Source organism: Opitutus sp. sgz309028 (assembly GCF_059821195.1).
This window is the reverse complement of the sequence record NZ_JCAMRR010000002.1, coordinates 1205456-1219456: the sequence shown is the minus strand read 5'-3', so window position 1 is coordinate 1219456 and position 14001 is coordinate 1205456. Positions and strand designations below refer to the sequence as shown.

Here is a 14001-nt window from a genome sequence, read left to right as displayed (position 1 = left end):
TTGGGCCGTTTGCTCTATCGCGTCTGGCATCAACCCCGGAGTAAAATCATCGACTTCTTCCGCGATGGCGGCCCGCTCGGGCAGCGGCGCAACCGCGCGGGGCGAGAGGCCATGGAAGCCGCCGCAAGGGAATTACCGCCGCTTCCCCACGCGGACGGCTCGCCGCTCCCGCTCCACTTACTAACCGGTCGGCGTTTTTGGGCTCAAACCGCCTTCTGTCTTTGGACCTTCGCCCGCCATGCCCAACGTCCGCTCGCTCCGGTAATCTACGATGACGGCACGCTTGTGGCGGAGCACCGAGAGCCATTCGCCCGTCTTTTTCCAACCATCCGCTTCGTCGGTCCCGACGAGATTCTCGCCCGACTTGATCGAAACATCCCCGAGTCCCGCTTTCCCGTGCTGCGCGAACGTTGGCGTAATTACCCCAACATTCGCAAACTCACCGACCCTCACGTTGGCGCCTGCGGTTGGAAACTCGTGCTCGATTCCGACCTGCTGTTTTTTCGCTCACCCGATCTGCTGCTCCGGTGGCTCGATCGGCCGATGGTCCCGTTGCATGCGGTCGACTGCGAAACGTCCTACGGCTACTCCCGCTCGCTGATGAACCAGCTCGCCGGCACACCGGTCGCCGATCTCGTCAACGTCGGTCTCACCGGTCTCGAGGGATCCACGCTCGATTGGGAGCGCCTCGAGTTCTGGTGCCGCACTCTGATTGAGCGCGAACGCACCCACTACTACCTCGAACAGGCTCTCGTTGCGATGCAGGTGGCCGGCCAGCCCTGCGTCATCGCCCCCGCCGCCGACTATGTCACGTTTCCCTGTCCACCAGAGGCCAAGCTCTGCCAGGCCGTGATGCACCATTACGTAGCCGGTTCCAAACGGTGGTATTTCCGCCAAAACTGGCGCCGTGTGCTTGCCTCGTGACCCCGCTCGTCAGCATCGTCATCCCCTGTTACAACGCGGCGGCATGGCTCGCCGCCACGCTTGAGTCCGCCGTGGCGCAGACGTGGCCCTACCGCGAGATCATCGTTGTCGACGACGGTTCGACTGACGACTCGATCACGATCGCCGCCAAGTTCGCCGAGCACGGCGTGCAACTCATCCGGCAGCGCAATGCCGGAGCCGCCGCGGCGCGCAACACCGCTCTCCGCGCCGCCCGCGGCGAGTATGTTCAGTTCCTCGATGCCGACGATCTCATCGCGCCCGAGAAGATCGCCCGCCAGCTTGCGGTCCTTGCAAACGCTCCGTCTGGTACAGTCGCCGCCGGCGCCTGGGGCAGGTTCGCCGCCAACCCCGCGGCCGCGCACTTCGAACGTCAGCCTGTCTGGGCCGATCACGCCCCACTCGACTGGCTGGTGGCGTCTCTCTCCGGTCAAGGAATGTTTCCTCCAATCGTGTGGCTCACGCCGCGCGCCGTCCTTGATCGCGCTGGCCCATGGGACGAATCGCTCTCGCTCGATGACGATGGAGAGTATTTCGCTCGTGTGCTCATGGCTTCCCCCGGCATTCGATTCGTCGATGGCGCCGTTTCGTATTATCGCGCGCACAATGGTTCCCGCCTGAGTGGCCTTCGCGGGCGGCGAGCAGCGGAGTCCTCCTTTCGCAGCATCGAGAAAAAACAATCTCTTTTGTTTGCGGCCGAAGATTCGACCCGCACGCGACACGCGCTTGCCTGCGCCTGGCAGCGCTTCGTCTGGGAACAGCTCGATGTGGCGCCGGACCTCACTGCCAAAGCCTTCTTCTACAGCCGCACGCTCGCCCCTGATCTCCCCCCGCCCCCCGGACCGCGGCTGTACCGAATGACCGCGAAGCTTCTGGGATGGCGTCGAGCCCGCCGGTTGCAGCGGGCGTGGGAGACCTTTCGTCGCATGTCAGCGCTCCCGTTCTCACCCGGCCCTACCAGACATGCGATGGATCGCGGGCCCACACGTTCAAGGTAGCCGGTTCCCCAGCGGTTCTCGCGAATTTCATCGTCGTGCGCATCCTCCTCGCCTGCCAACAGTCGGCTCATCATTACGCGATTCCCGCGTATTCGTTTTGGCGCACGTACTTCGTGGAAGGCTTGCGCGAAGCGGGTCATGAGGTGGTTGAAGTGCCCAACGCGGACTGGGCTCGCGGACTGCTTGCTCTCCCATCAGAAGAACACGCCCGCTGGCTCGAGGAAATCTGGTCCAGCACGCTCGCGAGTGTCCGCTCGTCGCCGGTCGATTTGTTTCTCGGGTATCTCTATCCGCAGCAGATCTCGCCGGCTGCGATCAGCGAAATCCGCCGTCATGGGATTCCGGCGGTGAACTTTTTCTGCGATAATGTCCGGGAATATCGCCATTTGCCCGCCGCCTTCGCGCCCTTTGACCTGCATTGGGTTCCTGAATACGACGCCCTTCCGCTTTATGCCAGACGCGGGTGGAAAACGGTGTTCGCTCCCATGCCGTGCTGGGTGCCGCCGGCACGCCGGCAGATGCCCGCCGGCGAACTGCCCCAAGTCTGCTTCATCGGCCGCCGTGACGAGCTGCGCGCGCAGCTCCTCTCCGACGCTTTCCTCCAGGGCGCCGCCGTCACCATCTACGGCGCCGGCTGGACCAATCCGACCCCGGCCGCTGCCGCTTCTCCGCCGCCAACCTGGCGTGCTCGATGGCGCGACTGGAGCGAGTTTTGCCGACGGCAAGGACTGGCCGCGGCATGGCGCCGGCTCTCCCACCGCTCCGCACCGAGGATCGCTTTCGATTTTACATCCCACGTGCACCCATCGCCTCCTGACGAGGCCTATGCCGACTTGCTCGCGCGCAGCTCCGTGGCTCTCGGTATCAACCGCTACGCGCCCGCACATCGCCCAGGTCACCCGCCGCCCGCTTACTCGCGTCTCCGAGATATGGAAGCTCCGATGCTCGGTGCATGCTATCTCACCGAATGGGCGCCGGAGTTACCACACCTTTACGAACTGGGCCGTGAAATTGAAACCTTCAGTAACGGCGCCGAGCTGGCAGAAAAATCTGCCGCACTCCTCGGCGACGCTTCACGTCGCCGCGCACTCCGCTGCGCTGGACAACGCCGCGCACTCGCCGACCACACGGTCGCCGCAAGTCTGACGCGCATCGCGGCCAGCCTCGGCGTGCCCATGACCTCGACATGACCCAGCCATCAGCCCCGCGGGATCTCTCCGCCAGCGCCCCGGCACTGCCCAAGCCGGCAAGCCTGGTCCTCGACAGCTGGACCGCTGACAGCACGCGCGCCCGCCGCCTGGCGTGGATCGCACTTCTACTCTTCATTACGTTTTTTGGAGGGCTGCTCGCCTGGCGCGGAGTCAGTCACCAACGTGCGATGCCGTGGGATACGATTGGTATCCTCAACATGTCATGGCGGATTTACTCCGGCCAGGTTCCCCACACCGATTTCTCCATGCCGGTAGGCGCCGCGCCCTTCTGGTGGGTCGCCTTGGCGATGCGTCTGGTTGGCCCGACCGCCCAGGCCCTGGCAGCGGCGGCCGCCATCGCCCTGCCGTTGATGGCGGTCTGGGCCTGGTGCATCGCCCGCGTGCGGTTTGCCTCCGGTCCCGCGATGTTATTCGCCGTATTCATCGGCTTGATATGCACGGGAGTACAGCCGCTCGGCGGCGACTGGAGCGCACCTTCCTATGCGATGCTTTACAATCGCATGGGCTGGGCGTGGTTCGGGCTGCTCGCGATCGAGTGCTGCCTGCAACCGCGCAACCCGACGCCCGCGCAATGGTTCGTCGGCGGGTGCTCCACCGGCGTCGCGACTGCGCTGCTATTTTTCACCAAACTCAACTACACTGCTGGCGCTGCGGTGGTGGTCGGCCTGACCTTCCTGCTTCGCGGTCAACCGCCGCTCCGGCTGCTTGGAATCGTCATCGGTGCGGCGACGATGACCGCCGCCCACATGACAATACTCGGGGTGTCGCTCACCGCTTACTGGCAGGAGCAGCTGTCAGCGGCAGGCGGGCGCGGCAGCCAGGTAATCGTATATCTGATGGGGGCCGCAGCGCAGTCTTTGCACGAGTTTCTGTTGCTTGGCCTGGTGCTGCTCTTCTGCGGTGGGCTCCTCGCGAAGCCCGCGTCGCACCGCGACCGAATTCCCTTCGCCGCGTTGCTCACGCCTTTGGCGCTCGTCTTCTCAGCGCTTCTGATTGGCAGCGCCAACATGCAGCACGGGAACTTCCCGGGCTTTGCCCTCGCAGCCCTCGTTATTGCCGAGGAGATCAACCGCCGAACCGCTGCCCCGGTTTTTTCCGGGCTCGCCGCGTCCGCGGCGCTGGCGTTCCTCATCCTGCCAATCGGCCGGGACGCTGCGGGTATCCTCTACAGCGCTGCATGGAAACTGCGCCGCGAGCCGGCTATGCCAGCCCAGGTCCGTATCGACACCGGCGCGTTGCGTCCACTTCTGCTCCCTCCATTCCCGGGGGAAAACTCGCGGGCGGATGCGCTCGCCAGTATCAAACGCGGCATCTTCACGCCTTTTGCGTACGGCGTTTGGCTGAGCGACGGGCTCGATCTTGTCGGACGCACTGTCGGCGGTCAGCCGCGGGTGCTCTGTTTCGACAATTTCAATCCTTTCCCTTTTGCCCTCCAAGCTCCTGGACCCAAATACGATTTATGGTGCTGGGACTTCGGCCGCCTCGCCCATGAACGGACGATCCCGTCGCCTGCACGACTGCTGGGCGGTGCAGATATCGTGCTGATTCCGAAGTATCCCATCGAAGCCGCGACGACTCCGCGCCAGTTGCTCCTCTACGGTGATGCGCTTCGCGCGGACTTTGTTCGCGGCGGCGAATCCGACGTTTGGGAGCTCTGGCGCCGACGCTGACGAGACCTTTCTCCATGCTTCATCTTTACGATATCAAATCGCCTGACCGCGCGCGCTGGATACCCGGCGATCAATATCCTCGCGTCCTGCTTCGCTCGTTGTTGCGTCCCTGGCGGGGACGTCCGCCCGGTGGCCTCGCCAAGGTGACCCGCAATCTCTGTCTCGGTCTTGATAAGATCGGTGAGCCCTACGTGCTTCATCGTCGGCCAGTGGTCCTGCCTGCCGGCGAACCGGTGGGCATCCTTCACGGCCCGGTCGATCAAGTCCGCATTGTCGCCCGCCAGCGTCGCTGCATCACAGGCGTCGGGGTGCTCGATTTCCCCGACCAATGGCCAACGCTCTTCCGTGACACCCAAGCCGTTTACCACCTGCAGGCCTGCGAATGGGCCGCAGCGTATTACCGGCCGTATTACGGAGATCGTATTCGCATTTGGCCCGTCGGCATCGACACGGACCATCTCGTCCCGCAGCCAGATACGACGAAGGAATTCGATTTCCTCGTCTACAATAAACTCCGCTGGCCGGCAGAACATCCGGAGCCGGGGCTGCGGGAACGGCTTCTCGAAGCTCTTGCTGCTCGTGGTCTCAAATTCTTCGAAATCGGCTACGGCCGATACCCCAAAGGGCGCGAGAACTCTTATCACGCCCTGCTCGCCCGCAGTCGCGGAATGCTTTTCCTCTGCGAAAACGAGACTCAAGGCATTGCCTACAACGAGGCCTTGAGCATGGGCGTGCCGATACTCGCTTGGAATCCCGGCCGCTGGCTGGATCCCAATCGCCGCGCGCACGGCCTCGCGGACCACCCGGCAAGCTCGGTGCCCTATTTCGACGCGAGGTGCGGCGAACAGTTCACGCAAATCGCCGAGTTTGCGTCCCAGCTGGACCTGTTTCTCGAACGTCTCAACGCCGGCGCGTATCAACCCCGCGACTTCGCCCTTGAGCACTTCGAGATTGGTCGCTGCGCACGCGATTATCTAGCCCTCGCACGCGAAGCTGCCGACGGCTAACAAAAGCGACGCGCCCCTCTCAAGCGTGGCAGCGCCGCAGCAAAAACAAGACGCTCTCAGCCCGCACCACCGCCCCGCCTCCGGCTACATGACATTGCTCTCGAAGCTTGCCCAGAGTTCCGGACTCAACCGCTTCCCGATTCTGAAGCACTACGTGAAGGGTGCCTTCTACCGCTGCCAGGATCCTTTCAACCGCGGTGTGCCCCTCCATCTAGGCGGTAAAGACATCCGTGTGCCGTCGCGCTTCGCTCGGCCACCTTGGCAAAACTACGAGCCACCTGCCACGCGCCGCGTCGCCAACTGGCTCTCCTCCCGGCCAGACGCCGCCGTGATCGACGTCGGTTGTTCAATCGCACTCTATAGTCTCCTAACGGTGGCCCTGGCCCGGCGCGGCGATGCCTGGGCGATCGACTCCGATCTGGTAAGTCTCCAATCCTCGCGCTGGCTCTGTCGTTTTGCCGGCCCAGATCGCCTGCACGTCATCCGCGGCTATGCTGGCAACGCTCCCACCGTCCAGCTATCTGCAGCCGCCGCGGCAGCAGCAACCGCCGCCGAGATTGCTTCGCAGAATCCGTCCCCCGAACCTTCCCTTGCTCGCTACATCTGCCTCGATACCCAGTCGGAGAACAAAATTCCGGTCCATCGGCTCGACACCCTGTTCGCCGACGCCGACCCGCACCGACCGTGGTTGTTGAAAATCGACGTCGAAGGGGCCGAGTTGCTCGTTCTGCAGGGAGCCGAAGGGTTGGCAGAACGTCTCCGCCCACAACTTCTGATCAGCGTTCATCCTCCCGCGCTGCGCACGTTAGGCCTCACCCCAAACGATATCAGGGACTGGCTCGTCGCGCGTCGTTATCACATCGACATCGATGTCGAGTCGCACGAAGAGCACTGGTGGTGCACGACCGCTGAATGAAGGCTCTCGTTTTTCACCCCAGCGTCGCACCTTTCGTGCAACAAGCGGCGCGAGCCTTGCACGAAGCGGATGCGCTCGAGCGCTTCGTCACCACCGTCCACGAGGACCCGCAGAGCAGATCGCAACGGGCCTTGATGGCGCTAGGCCGGGTCCTGTGTCGGGATTTCTCCCGGCAACTACGGCGGCGCGCCATTACCGAAATTCCCCGCACCAAAGTAAGCTCGCACCCGCTCGGCGAATGGCTCCGGCTCGCCGCCGGCGCGGTCGACCGCGACGGTCGCGTGACCGATCTGATCTGGGAAAAAACCGAACGGGCGTTCGACGCACGCGTGAGCCGCTCGCTGACGCCCGATCTCACCGGCGTCTACGGTTTCGAACACAGCTCGCTTTCGACTTTTCGCCGCGCCCGCGCGCTCGGCCTGCGCGTCGCTTACGACGTGCCGGCTCCGGATTCTGAATACGTTCACGACCTGCTCGCTCGCGAGCTGGAGAACTTCCCGGAGCTGCAGACGCCCTACCGCCGGCACACCGCGGCGCGTGAGGCGCGTCGGCTTGCCCGGCGGCGCGCCGAATGGCAGGCAGCCGACGTGGTGATCGCCGCGTCGCGCTTCACGCGGCGCAGCTACGCCGAATCCGGGCTCGACGTCTCGAAGGTCCGCGTCGTGCCTTACGGCGCCCCTCCGGCGGCGGAAACCGACCCAGCGCGGGGCCGCACGAATCTTGTCACACCGCTGCGACTCATCTGGGCCGGCACCTTCAGCATTCGAAAAGGTGCTCACTACGTGCTCGACGCCTGGCGCACTCATTCGCTCGGCCGTCACGCCACGCTTCGCACCTTCGGCGCCATCGATCTGCCCGAGCGCCTAATGCGAGATCTACCGGACGGCGTTCATCTCGGCGGCTCCGTTCCCCGTTCGCAGTTGTTCCACGAATATGATCAAGCGGACGCTCTGCTCTTCCCGACCCTCTGCGATGGCTTCGGCATGGTCGCAACGGAAGCCTGGTCGCGCGGGCTGCCGGTGATCACCACCGATCGCGCCGGCGCCGCTGATCTGCTGCGTCCGCGGGAGAACGGCCTGCTCATCCGCGCCGGCGAGTCGCTCGCCATCGCCGAGGTGGTCGCGTGGTGCCAGGACAACCGCGCCCAACTCGCCGCGATGCGTGAAGCGGCGCTCGTGACCGCGGCGAAGTGGCAATGGTCTGACTATCGCCGCGAGCTCCTGCGCGTGCTTACCGAAGCGGGATTTTTTTCCGCCATCGCCTCCTGACGATCTTCGTGCCGCGCGTCTGTCTCATCACTCCCGGCCACCTCGCGTCGACTCCGCGCGTGCTCAAGGAAGCCGACGCGCTCGCCGCGGCCGGCTACGATACGCACGTTGTCTCGGGTCGCCATTTCGGGCCGGTCGATCCTCTGGACGAAGAGATTCTCGCGCGCGCCGCGTGGCGCAGCATGCGGGTCGATTTTCGCGACGGCCGTCCCGGGGTCCTGCGGCGCAAAATTCTTCGCCGACTCGCGCGAAAACTGCTTTCCGCCGTTCACGCGCCATCGCTCGCCGCCCGTGCGCATCACGCGGAGACCTTCACGCTTGCCCACGCGGCCGCCTCGCTCGGAGCCGATCTCTACCTCGGCCACTGTCTCGCCGGTCTGCCTGCGGCGGCACTCGCCGCGCGCGCCGCGGGCACGCGCTACGGTTTCGACATCGAAGATTTCCACGACGCCGAAACGCACGAAGCGGCGACAAACCCAGCGGAGCGGCGAATCCGGCGGATCCTTCAACAAAGGTTTCTCCCGAACTGCGCATCCCTCACCGCCGCCGCCCCGCTCATCGCCCGCGCGACAGCCGATGCGTATGGCGTCAACGCACAGGTGATCCTGAATGTTTTTCCGCGGTCGCACGCGCCCGCGGAACCGGTGATACCGGCGCCGATCACGAAGGCACGCCCGGCGCGGATCTACTGGTTCTCGCAAACCGTCGGTCCCGGCCGGGGATTGGAAACGATCGTCGATGTGCTCGCCCACATGCGCACGCCGGCAGAGCTGGCCTTGCGTGGATTTTCCGCGCCGGACTATCGCGCGGAGTTGTCGGCGTGCGCCGCCCGGGCCGGCCTGCGCCGTCCGATCCGGTTCCTCGATCCGGCGCCGGCCGGCGAAATGGTCCGGCTCGCCGCCACCGCCGACCTCGGTCTTTCGATCGAGGAGACATCGCCGCGTAATCGCGACCTGTGCCTGACAAACAAGCTCTTCGTCTACCTGCTCGCGGGGATTCCCCAGCTGCTGTCCAATACGCGCGCGCAGACGATGTTCGCCCCTGAACTCGGCGCCGCGGGCCTGCTCGCCGATCCGAATCAGATCGACGAAACCGCCCGCACGCTCGACGCATTCTTCGGCAATCCTACGCGCCTCGCAGAATCACGCGCCGCCGCCTGGCGGCTCGGTCAGGAGAGATTCTGCTGGGACGTCGAACAATACGCCTTCCTTCAGCTGATCGAACGGACGGTCCGCGCGGCCGGCGAAGAACGCCGATGACCGCCAAACCCGATTCGTATTCGAATTCTGAATTCACGTCGTCGGGCAACGCGGGGTTTACGCTCCAGATCAACCTGTCGGCCGGCGACACCGATTATGCTGCTCTGACCGTGCCGCGACTCGCATGCGCGCATCCTCGCGCCGTCCGTCGCGTCGCGGTGGTGGATCTTTGCCGGCCGCAGACCACCCGGATCTTCGATTCGTTCCGGCGACTCCCGGAGCCTGGATTTGCGGAGCGAGTTACGCAGATACGGACCGTCACCCAGCAACTTCGCTCCGACGGTTGGATCGACGAGATCGTCTGGCTCGAGCCGGGCTCGCCTCTCCTGGCCGGACTTGCCCGGCGGTATCTCGCACCAGGCCTGACCGAAACGCACGACTACGGCGGATGCGCCAATCTCGCGTATTGGGCCGGCTTGGACGCGCCAGTCACGCGTTTCGTGGTGCATTACGATGCCAACATGTGCCTGCACCAGGCACCGGGCTTCGATTGGGCCGAAGTGGCGCTCGCGCTCTGGCAGCGTTATCCGGACGCCGTGATGGCGACGCCGCGCATCAGTCCGCCGGGATTCGCCGTCGACACGGAAATTGATGCCCCCTCGCTCCACGAAGGCCGACCGTTTCACCGCGTGGCGGACGGCTGGCTCAATGACTGGTTCAGCACGCGTTGCTTTCTACTGGATCGCGAACGGCTCGCCCCGCATCTGCCGCTCATGCAGGGAGGACTTGGCTGGGAATACAAGCTGCGCCGGCTGCTGGATCGCGGTTATCCGCCGGGACCCGAGATGCTGCTTTTCCGCGTGCTCGGTCCGCGTGGGCTGCGCCGGCTCAACCTGGCTGACGAACGCGCCTGGCTGCTGCACCCGAATAAGAAAACCCCGGCTTACCTCGAACTGCTGCCGCGACTGCTGGAATCGGTCGCCGCGGGACGCGTGCCCGATGTCCAGCGCGGGCAAAGCGAAATCGACGTGCCGGCCTGGCAGGAATTTTCCCGCTGATTTCCCATGCGAATTCTGCTGACCGCCGATCCGTTGATTCCCGTGCCACCCGTCGGCTATGGTGGGATCGAGCGTATCGTCGACAGCCTGCTGCGCGAATATCGCACCAGTGGTCACACCGTCGCTTTGCTCGCCCATCCCGCCTCGACCACGCCCGCCGACGCGCTTTTCGCCTGGCCTGCGCCGGCCCACAACCTGGTGCGCAACGCGCTCGCGCTCGGGCGGGCGGTGCGCCGGTTCCGACCGGACGTGATCCACAGTTTCTCCCGCCTGGCATATCTGCTGCCGGTTCTCGCCTCCAGACTCCCCATCCTGATGTCCTACCAGCGTCACACCGGCGGGCCGCAGGTTACCTGGGCCGCGCGGCTCGGCGGCCGGTCACTCCGGTTCACCGGTTGCAGCGAGTTCATCTGTGCCATGGGACGACGGGCCGGGGGCGAGTGGCACGCCATTCCCAATTTCGTCGAACTGCAGAAATTCGACTTCACGCCCGCCGTCCCGCCCGACGCGCCCCTCGTCTTCCTGAGCCGGCTCGACGATGTCAAAGGTCCAGACCTCGCGATCGCCATTGCGCGACAAGCGAAACGCCGCCTCATCCTCGCCGGCAATCGGGACGACTCCGGCCCGCAACGCGCGTTCTTCGATCGTGAAGTCGCCCCTCATCTCGGACGCGACGGGATCGAATGGATCGGCGAGGTCGACGATAAGGCGAAGAACCGGCTTCTCGGCCAGGCCGCGGCCCTGCTCGTCCCGATTCGCTGGGACGAACCGTTTGGGATCGTTTTCGCCGAAGCACTCGCTTGCGGCACACCGGTCATCTCCTCGCCTCGCGGTGCGTTGCCCGAGATCGTCCAGCCGGGCCGAACGGGCTTTCTCATCCAGTCCGTCGAGGCGGGCGTCAATGCGGTGGCAAAGTTGGCAGCGAATGACCGGTTCCAATGCCGTCGCGCGGCTGAACGCCATTACGCGTCGCACGTCGTCGCGCAGCGTTACCTCCAGCTGGCGTCCAGCCTGACCGATGCCGTTTTCAAATCGCGTCGTGCCTGATCCCAGCCGACCGCCCGCCGCGCCGGTTGCCAGGCGCACGCTTCCCGATCCGGGCCTCTGGATCATCGCAGGAGCCGCGATGCTGCTATGGATCGGCGGCTTTCCGAAGCCTCACATTGATGACCTGTTCTTCAGCGGCGCCGGGGTGGAGTTGGCCCGCTCCGGCCAACTCGTCAACCCGTGGATCGCCCCCTGGATGACCTCGCTCGGCACCGATCGCTTTTACGCGCAACCGCCGGTGCTACCATACGCGATCGCAGGTTGGGTGACGATTTTCGGTGTGAGCGCGTCTTCGCTCACGGCCTTCCACCTGCTGGCGCAAGCCCTGGTATGCGGAATCGTCTTTTGCGTGGCTCGACAAGGGGGTGTGTCACGCGCGACGGCACTCGCCGCGAGTGCCGTCATCCTCATTTTTCTATTGGACCAAGGTATGCGACCTGAAGCGCTCGCGCTTGCGCTCATTGCAACGAGCCAAATCGCATTTGCGACCTCCAGCGTCCCTCGGATGTCGGCCAGTGCGCTGCTCGCTGCCGCCGCGGTCCTCACCCATCCTCTCTTTCTATCCCTCGCAGTCCCGCTGCATGGGTGGCGGGGATTGGACGCTTTACGGACGAACCGCCTACAGGCGTTCACCGGTGCAACAGCTATTGGTCTCGGTGTCGCTTTCGTCGCCTTCGTAGCGGCAGTTCGGGGCGAGGTGGTTGAGTTTGTGCAGGTGATGCGGCTGCACTCGAGCGTCATAGCCCCCCCCTGGAGCCGGGCACCGGCGAACTTCTGGGGCGAGTTCACGCTGGGCAAACAAGCTTACCTGCTCGGCATGGCCTGGCTCTTGATCGGAGCCGGTGCGACCCACACGCTGCGAATCGCTTCGGCCCGTGGCGTGACGCTGCGGAGCCTCTGGGTCTGCTGGCTTGCAGCCACGTTGATCGGAATCTTTTTCCATCCCACCAGAATGGTGCACTATGCGACCCACTTCGGCCTCGTGCTCGCCATCGTCTCTTTCGGCTGCTCTCCATGGCGGGGCCTGTTCGCAACCGCCGCCCTCGCGATAGTGGCCGTCCAGCACTCCGCCATGATCGCCGTGCCCCTCTTCGGCGACATCCGGTCGCCGGATGTTGCTTCGATCAAGGCCTCGATCGCTCGTCATCCCGGACGAATCCTCTGTATCGACGACGTGGCGGCGCGCTACATTTTCGATTTCAATCTGCCGCCGGGGAGTGTCGATTGGACGCAACGCCAGTCCTGGCGCCTCGGCAGCAGCGGCACTCTGGCCGGGAAGCCGCCGGACGAGTTGTGGATCGCCACCGAGTGGAAGATCGAGCACAGTATCCGCGATTCGACTACCCGCGCGGAGCGACTGAAGATCGGCGCAGCGCGATTCGGATCCATCGCCCGTCAACCTAACCAGCTCGTCGTAATCGAGTGAACCGCCGCGTCCTCATCGTCGCCCCGCATTTCGCGCCGATCAGCGCGCCGGACGGACAGCGCGTGCGCATGCTGCTGCCGCACCTGCGGGAATTCGGCTGGGAGCCGCTCGTGCTCAGCGTCGATCCCACGGCCACCGAGGCGCCGCTGGAGCCGGCGCTACTCCGAACGCTCCCCGCCGACGTGCCCGTCACCCGCGTATCCGCATGGCCATCACGCCTCACGCGGCGGGTTGGATTGGGCAACATCGCCTGGCGAGCGTGGACCGCCCTGCGCGCGGCCGGCGACGCGCTGCTGCGCGAGCAGCATTTCGACCTCGTCTATTTTTCGACGACTCAGTTCGCATGTCTGCCGTTGGGACGCATCTGGCAGCGACGGCACGGCGTGCCTTTCGTCGTCGATCTCCAGGACCCGTGGCGCAGCGATTTCGCGCACGCGCCCGGCGTTCGTCCACCAGGCGGCTGGAAGTATCGCTTCGCGGCGTTGCAGGCGCGCTGGCTGGAGCCGTGGACGTTGCGACGTTGCGCCGGTGTCGTCGCGGTTTCGCCAGCTTACCTGGAGCAGCTCGCCGACCGCTACCCCTGGTGGGAAGCCGAGCGTGGTTGCATGCTGCCGATGGGCTGGTCGGAGCGCGACTTCGCCTTCGCACCGACGGCGGCGACCGGGCGCGCCGACGGCGCGGTCGTCATCCGCTATCTGGGACGGCTGGGACCGGATCTCACGGATTCGCTGAAGGTGTTTCTGGCCGGTTTTGCGCGTGCGCGGCGCGAAACCGCGAAGAGCGGACTCACAGCCGAGTTTTACGGAGGCAGCTACGATCCGCGCGTGACAGCCGGACCGGTGCACGTGCTCGCCGAAGAACTCGGCATCGAAACGGCGATCTCGGAGCACGCGGCCCGCATCCCCTATCTCGACTCGCTGGCGTTGCTGCGCGCCGCCGACGCCAATCTGATCCTCGGGTCGCAGGATGACGGATACGCGCCGTCGAAGGCCTGGCTGGTGCTCGCCTCCGGAAAGCCCTGGTTGGCGCTCGCACGGGCCGGCTCGGTGCTGCACCGCATGCTGTCGCCGCACACCGGCCTCGGAGGCCGCTTGATCGACCCCGATGCGCCCGATGTCGTGGCAGAGGTGGCAGCGTTCTGCCGGTCCCTTTCGGGTCTGCGGGGCGGAGCGTCCGACCCCGCACGACTCGCGTCCCTCGAGGCGCGAGAGCTCGCTCGCCAGCACGCAGGGTTTTTCGCGAAGCTTCTCGCCCGTTAG

12 protein-coding genes are annotated in these 14001 nt (G+C 65.2%); all 12 read left to right on the top strand.

The window, feature by feature from the left end:
- Window positions 1-396 precede the first annotated feature (396 nt).
- The 12 genes from AC6RV7_RS10770 to AC6RV7_RS10715 all read left to right on the top strand — a co-directional run bounded on the left by AC6RV7_RS10770 (window position 397) and on the right by AC6RV7_RS10715 (window position 14001).
- Complete coding sequence (locus AC6RV7_RS10770) at window positions 397-924, top strand: hypothetical protein (protein WP_500093979.1); 528 nt, start codon at window positions 397-399, stop codon at window positions 922-924.
- Complete coding sequence (locus AC6RV7_RS10765) at window positions 921-1940, top strand: glycosyltransferase family 2 protein (protein WP_500093978.1); 1020 nt, start codon at window positions 921-923, stop codon at window positions 1938-1940. Before AC6RV7_RS10770 ends, AC6RV7_RS10765 begins: the two co-directional genes overlap by 4 nt.
- Window positions 1941-1975: 35 nt before the next feature.
- The gene (locus tag AC6RV7_RS10760; RefSeq protein WP_500093977.1) at window positions 1976-3130 is read left to right on the top strand and encodes a glycosyltransferase family protein; all 1155 of its coding nucleotides are present in this window, start codon (window positions 1976-1978) and stop codon (window positions 3128-3130) included.
- Complete coding sequence (locus tag AC6RV7_RS10755; RefSeq protein ID WP_500093976.1) at window positions 3127-4821, top strand: hypothetical protein; 1695 nt, start codon at window positions 3127-3129, stop codon at window positions 4819-4821. The genes AC6RV7_RS10760 and AC6RV7_RS10755 overlap by 4 nt, the downstream gene beginning before the upstream one ends.
- Window positions 4822-4835: 14 nt before the next feature.
- Complete coding sequence (locus AC6RV7_RS10750; RefSeq protein ID WP_500093975.1) at window positions 4836-5828, top strand: glycosyltransferase; 993 nt, start codon at window positions 4836-4838, stop codon at window positions 5826-5828.
- A gap of 88 nt (window positions 5829-5916) precedes the next feature.
- Window positions 5917-6744: an FkbM family methyltransferase gene (locus AC6RV7_RS10745; protein ID WP_500093974.1), complete on the top strand. Its 828-nt coding sequence runs from the start codon at window positions 5917-5919 to the stop codon at window positions 6742-6744.
- Window positions 6741-8012 (top strand): glycosyltransferase family 4 protein, encoded by a 1272-nt coding sequence (locus AC6RV7_RS10740; protein ID WP_500093973.1) that lies wholly within the window; start codon window positions 6741-6743, stop codon window positions 8010-8012. The genes AC6RV7_RS10745 and AC6RV7_RS10740 overlap by 4 nt, the downstream gene beginning before the upstream one ends.
- A gap of 8 nt (window positions 8013-8020) precedes the next feature.
- Window positions 8021-9271 carry a glycosyltransferase family protein gene (locus AC6RV7_RS10735; protein ID WP_500093972.1) on the top strand — a complete coding sequence of 417 codons (1251 nt, stop codon included), beginning with the start codon at window positions 8021-8023 and terminating at the stop codon, window positions 9269-9271.
- Window positions 9268-10269: a hypothetical protein gene (locus AC6RV7_RS10730; protein WP_500093971.1), complete on the top strand. Its 1002-nt coding sequence runs from the start codon at window positions 9268-9270 to the stop codon at window positions 10267-10269. The genes AC6RV7_RS10735 and AC6RV7_RS10730 overlap by 4 nt, the downstream gene beginning before the upstream one ends.
- A 6-nt stretch (window positions 10270-10275) precedes the next feature.
- Window positions 10276-11316, top strand: a complete 1041-nt coding sequence (locus tag AC6RV7_RS10725; RefSeq protein WP_500093970.1) for a glycosyltransferase — start codon at window positions 10276-10278, stop codon at window positions 11314-11316.
- A complete protein-coding gene (locus AC6RV7_RS10720) occupies window positions 11309-12742 on the top strand; it encodes a glycosyltransferase family protein (protein ID WP_500093969.1) in 1434 nt (477 codons plus the stop codon). Before AC6RV7_RS10725 ends, AC6RV7_RS10720 begins: the two co-directional genes overlap by 8 nt.
- The gene (locus AC6RV7_RS10715; protein ID WP_500093968.1) at window positions 12739-14001 is read left to right on the top strand and encodes a glycosyltransferase; all 1263 of its coding nucleotides are present in this window, start codon (window positions 12739-12741) and stop codon (window positions 13999-14001) included. Before AC6RV7_RS10720 ends, AC6RV7_RS10715 begins: the two co-directional genes overlap by 4 nt.

What these genes read in the sequence shown, in the direction of transcription:
- AC6RV7_RS10755 (WP_500093976.1), top strand. Translation starts at nt 3,127, where the DNA reads ATGACCCAGCCATCAGCCCCGCGGGATCTCTCCGCCAGCGCCCCGGCA.
- AC6RV7_RS10750 (WP_500093975.1), top strand. Translation starts at nt 4,836, where the DNA reads ATGCTTCATCTTTACGATATCAAATCGCCTGACCGCGCGCGCTGGATA.
- AC6RV7_RS10745 (WP_500093974.1), top strand. Translation starts at nt 5,917, where the DNA reads ATGACATTGCTCTCGAAGCTTGCCCAGAGTTCCGGACTCAACCGCTTC.
- AC6RV7_RS10740 (WP_500093973.1), top strand. Translation starts at nt 6,741, where the DNA reads ATGAAGGCTCTCGTTTTTCACCCCAGCGTCGCACCTTTCGTGCAACAA.
- AC6RV7_RS10730 (WP_500093971.1), top strand. Translation starts at nt 9,268, where the DNA reads ATGACCGCCAAACCCGATTCGTATTCGAATTCTGAATTCACGTCGTCG.
- AC6RV7_RS10725 (WP_500093970.1), top strand. Translation starts at nt 10,276, where the DNA reads ATGCGAATTCTGCTGACCGCCGATCCGTTGATTCCCGTGCCACCCGTC.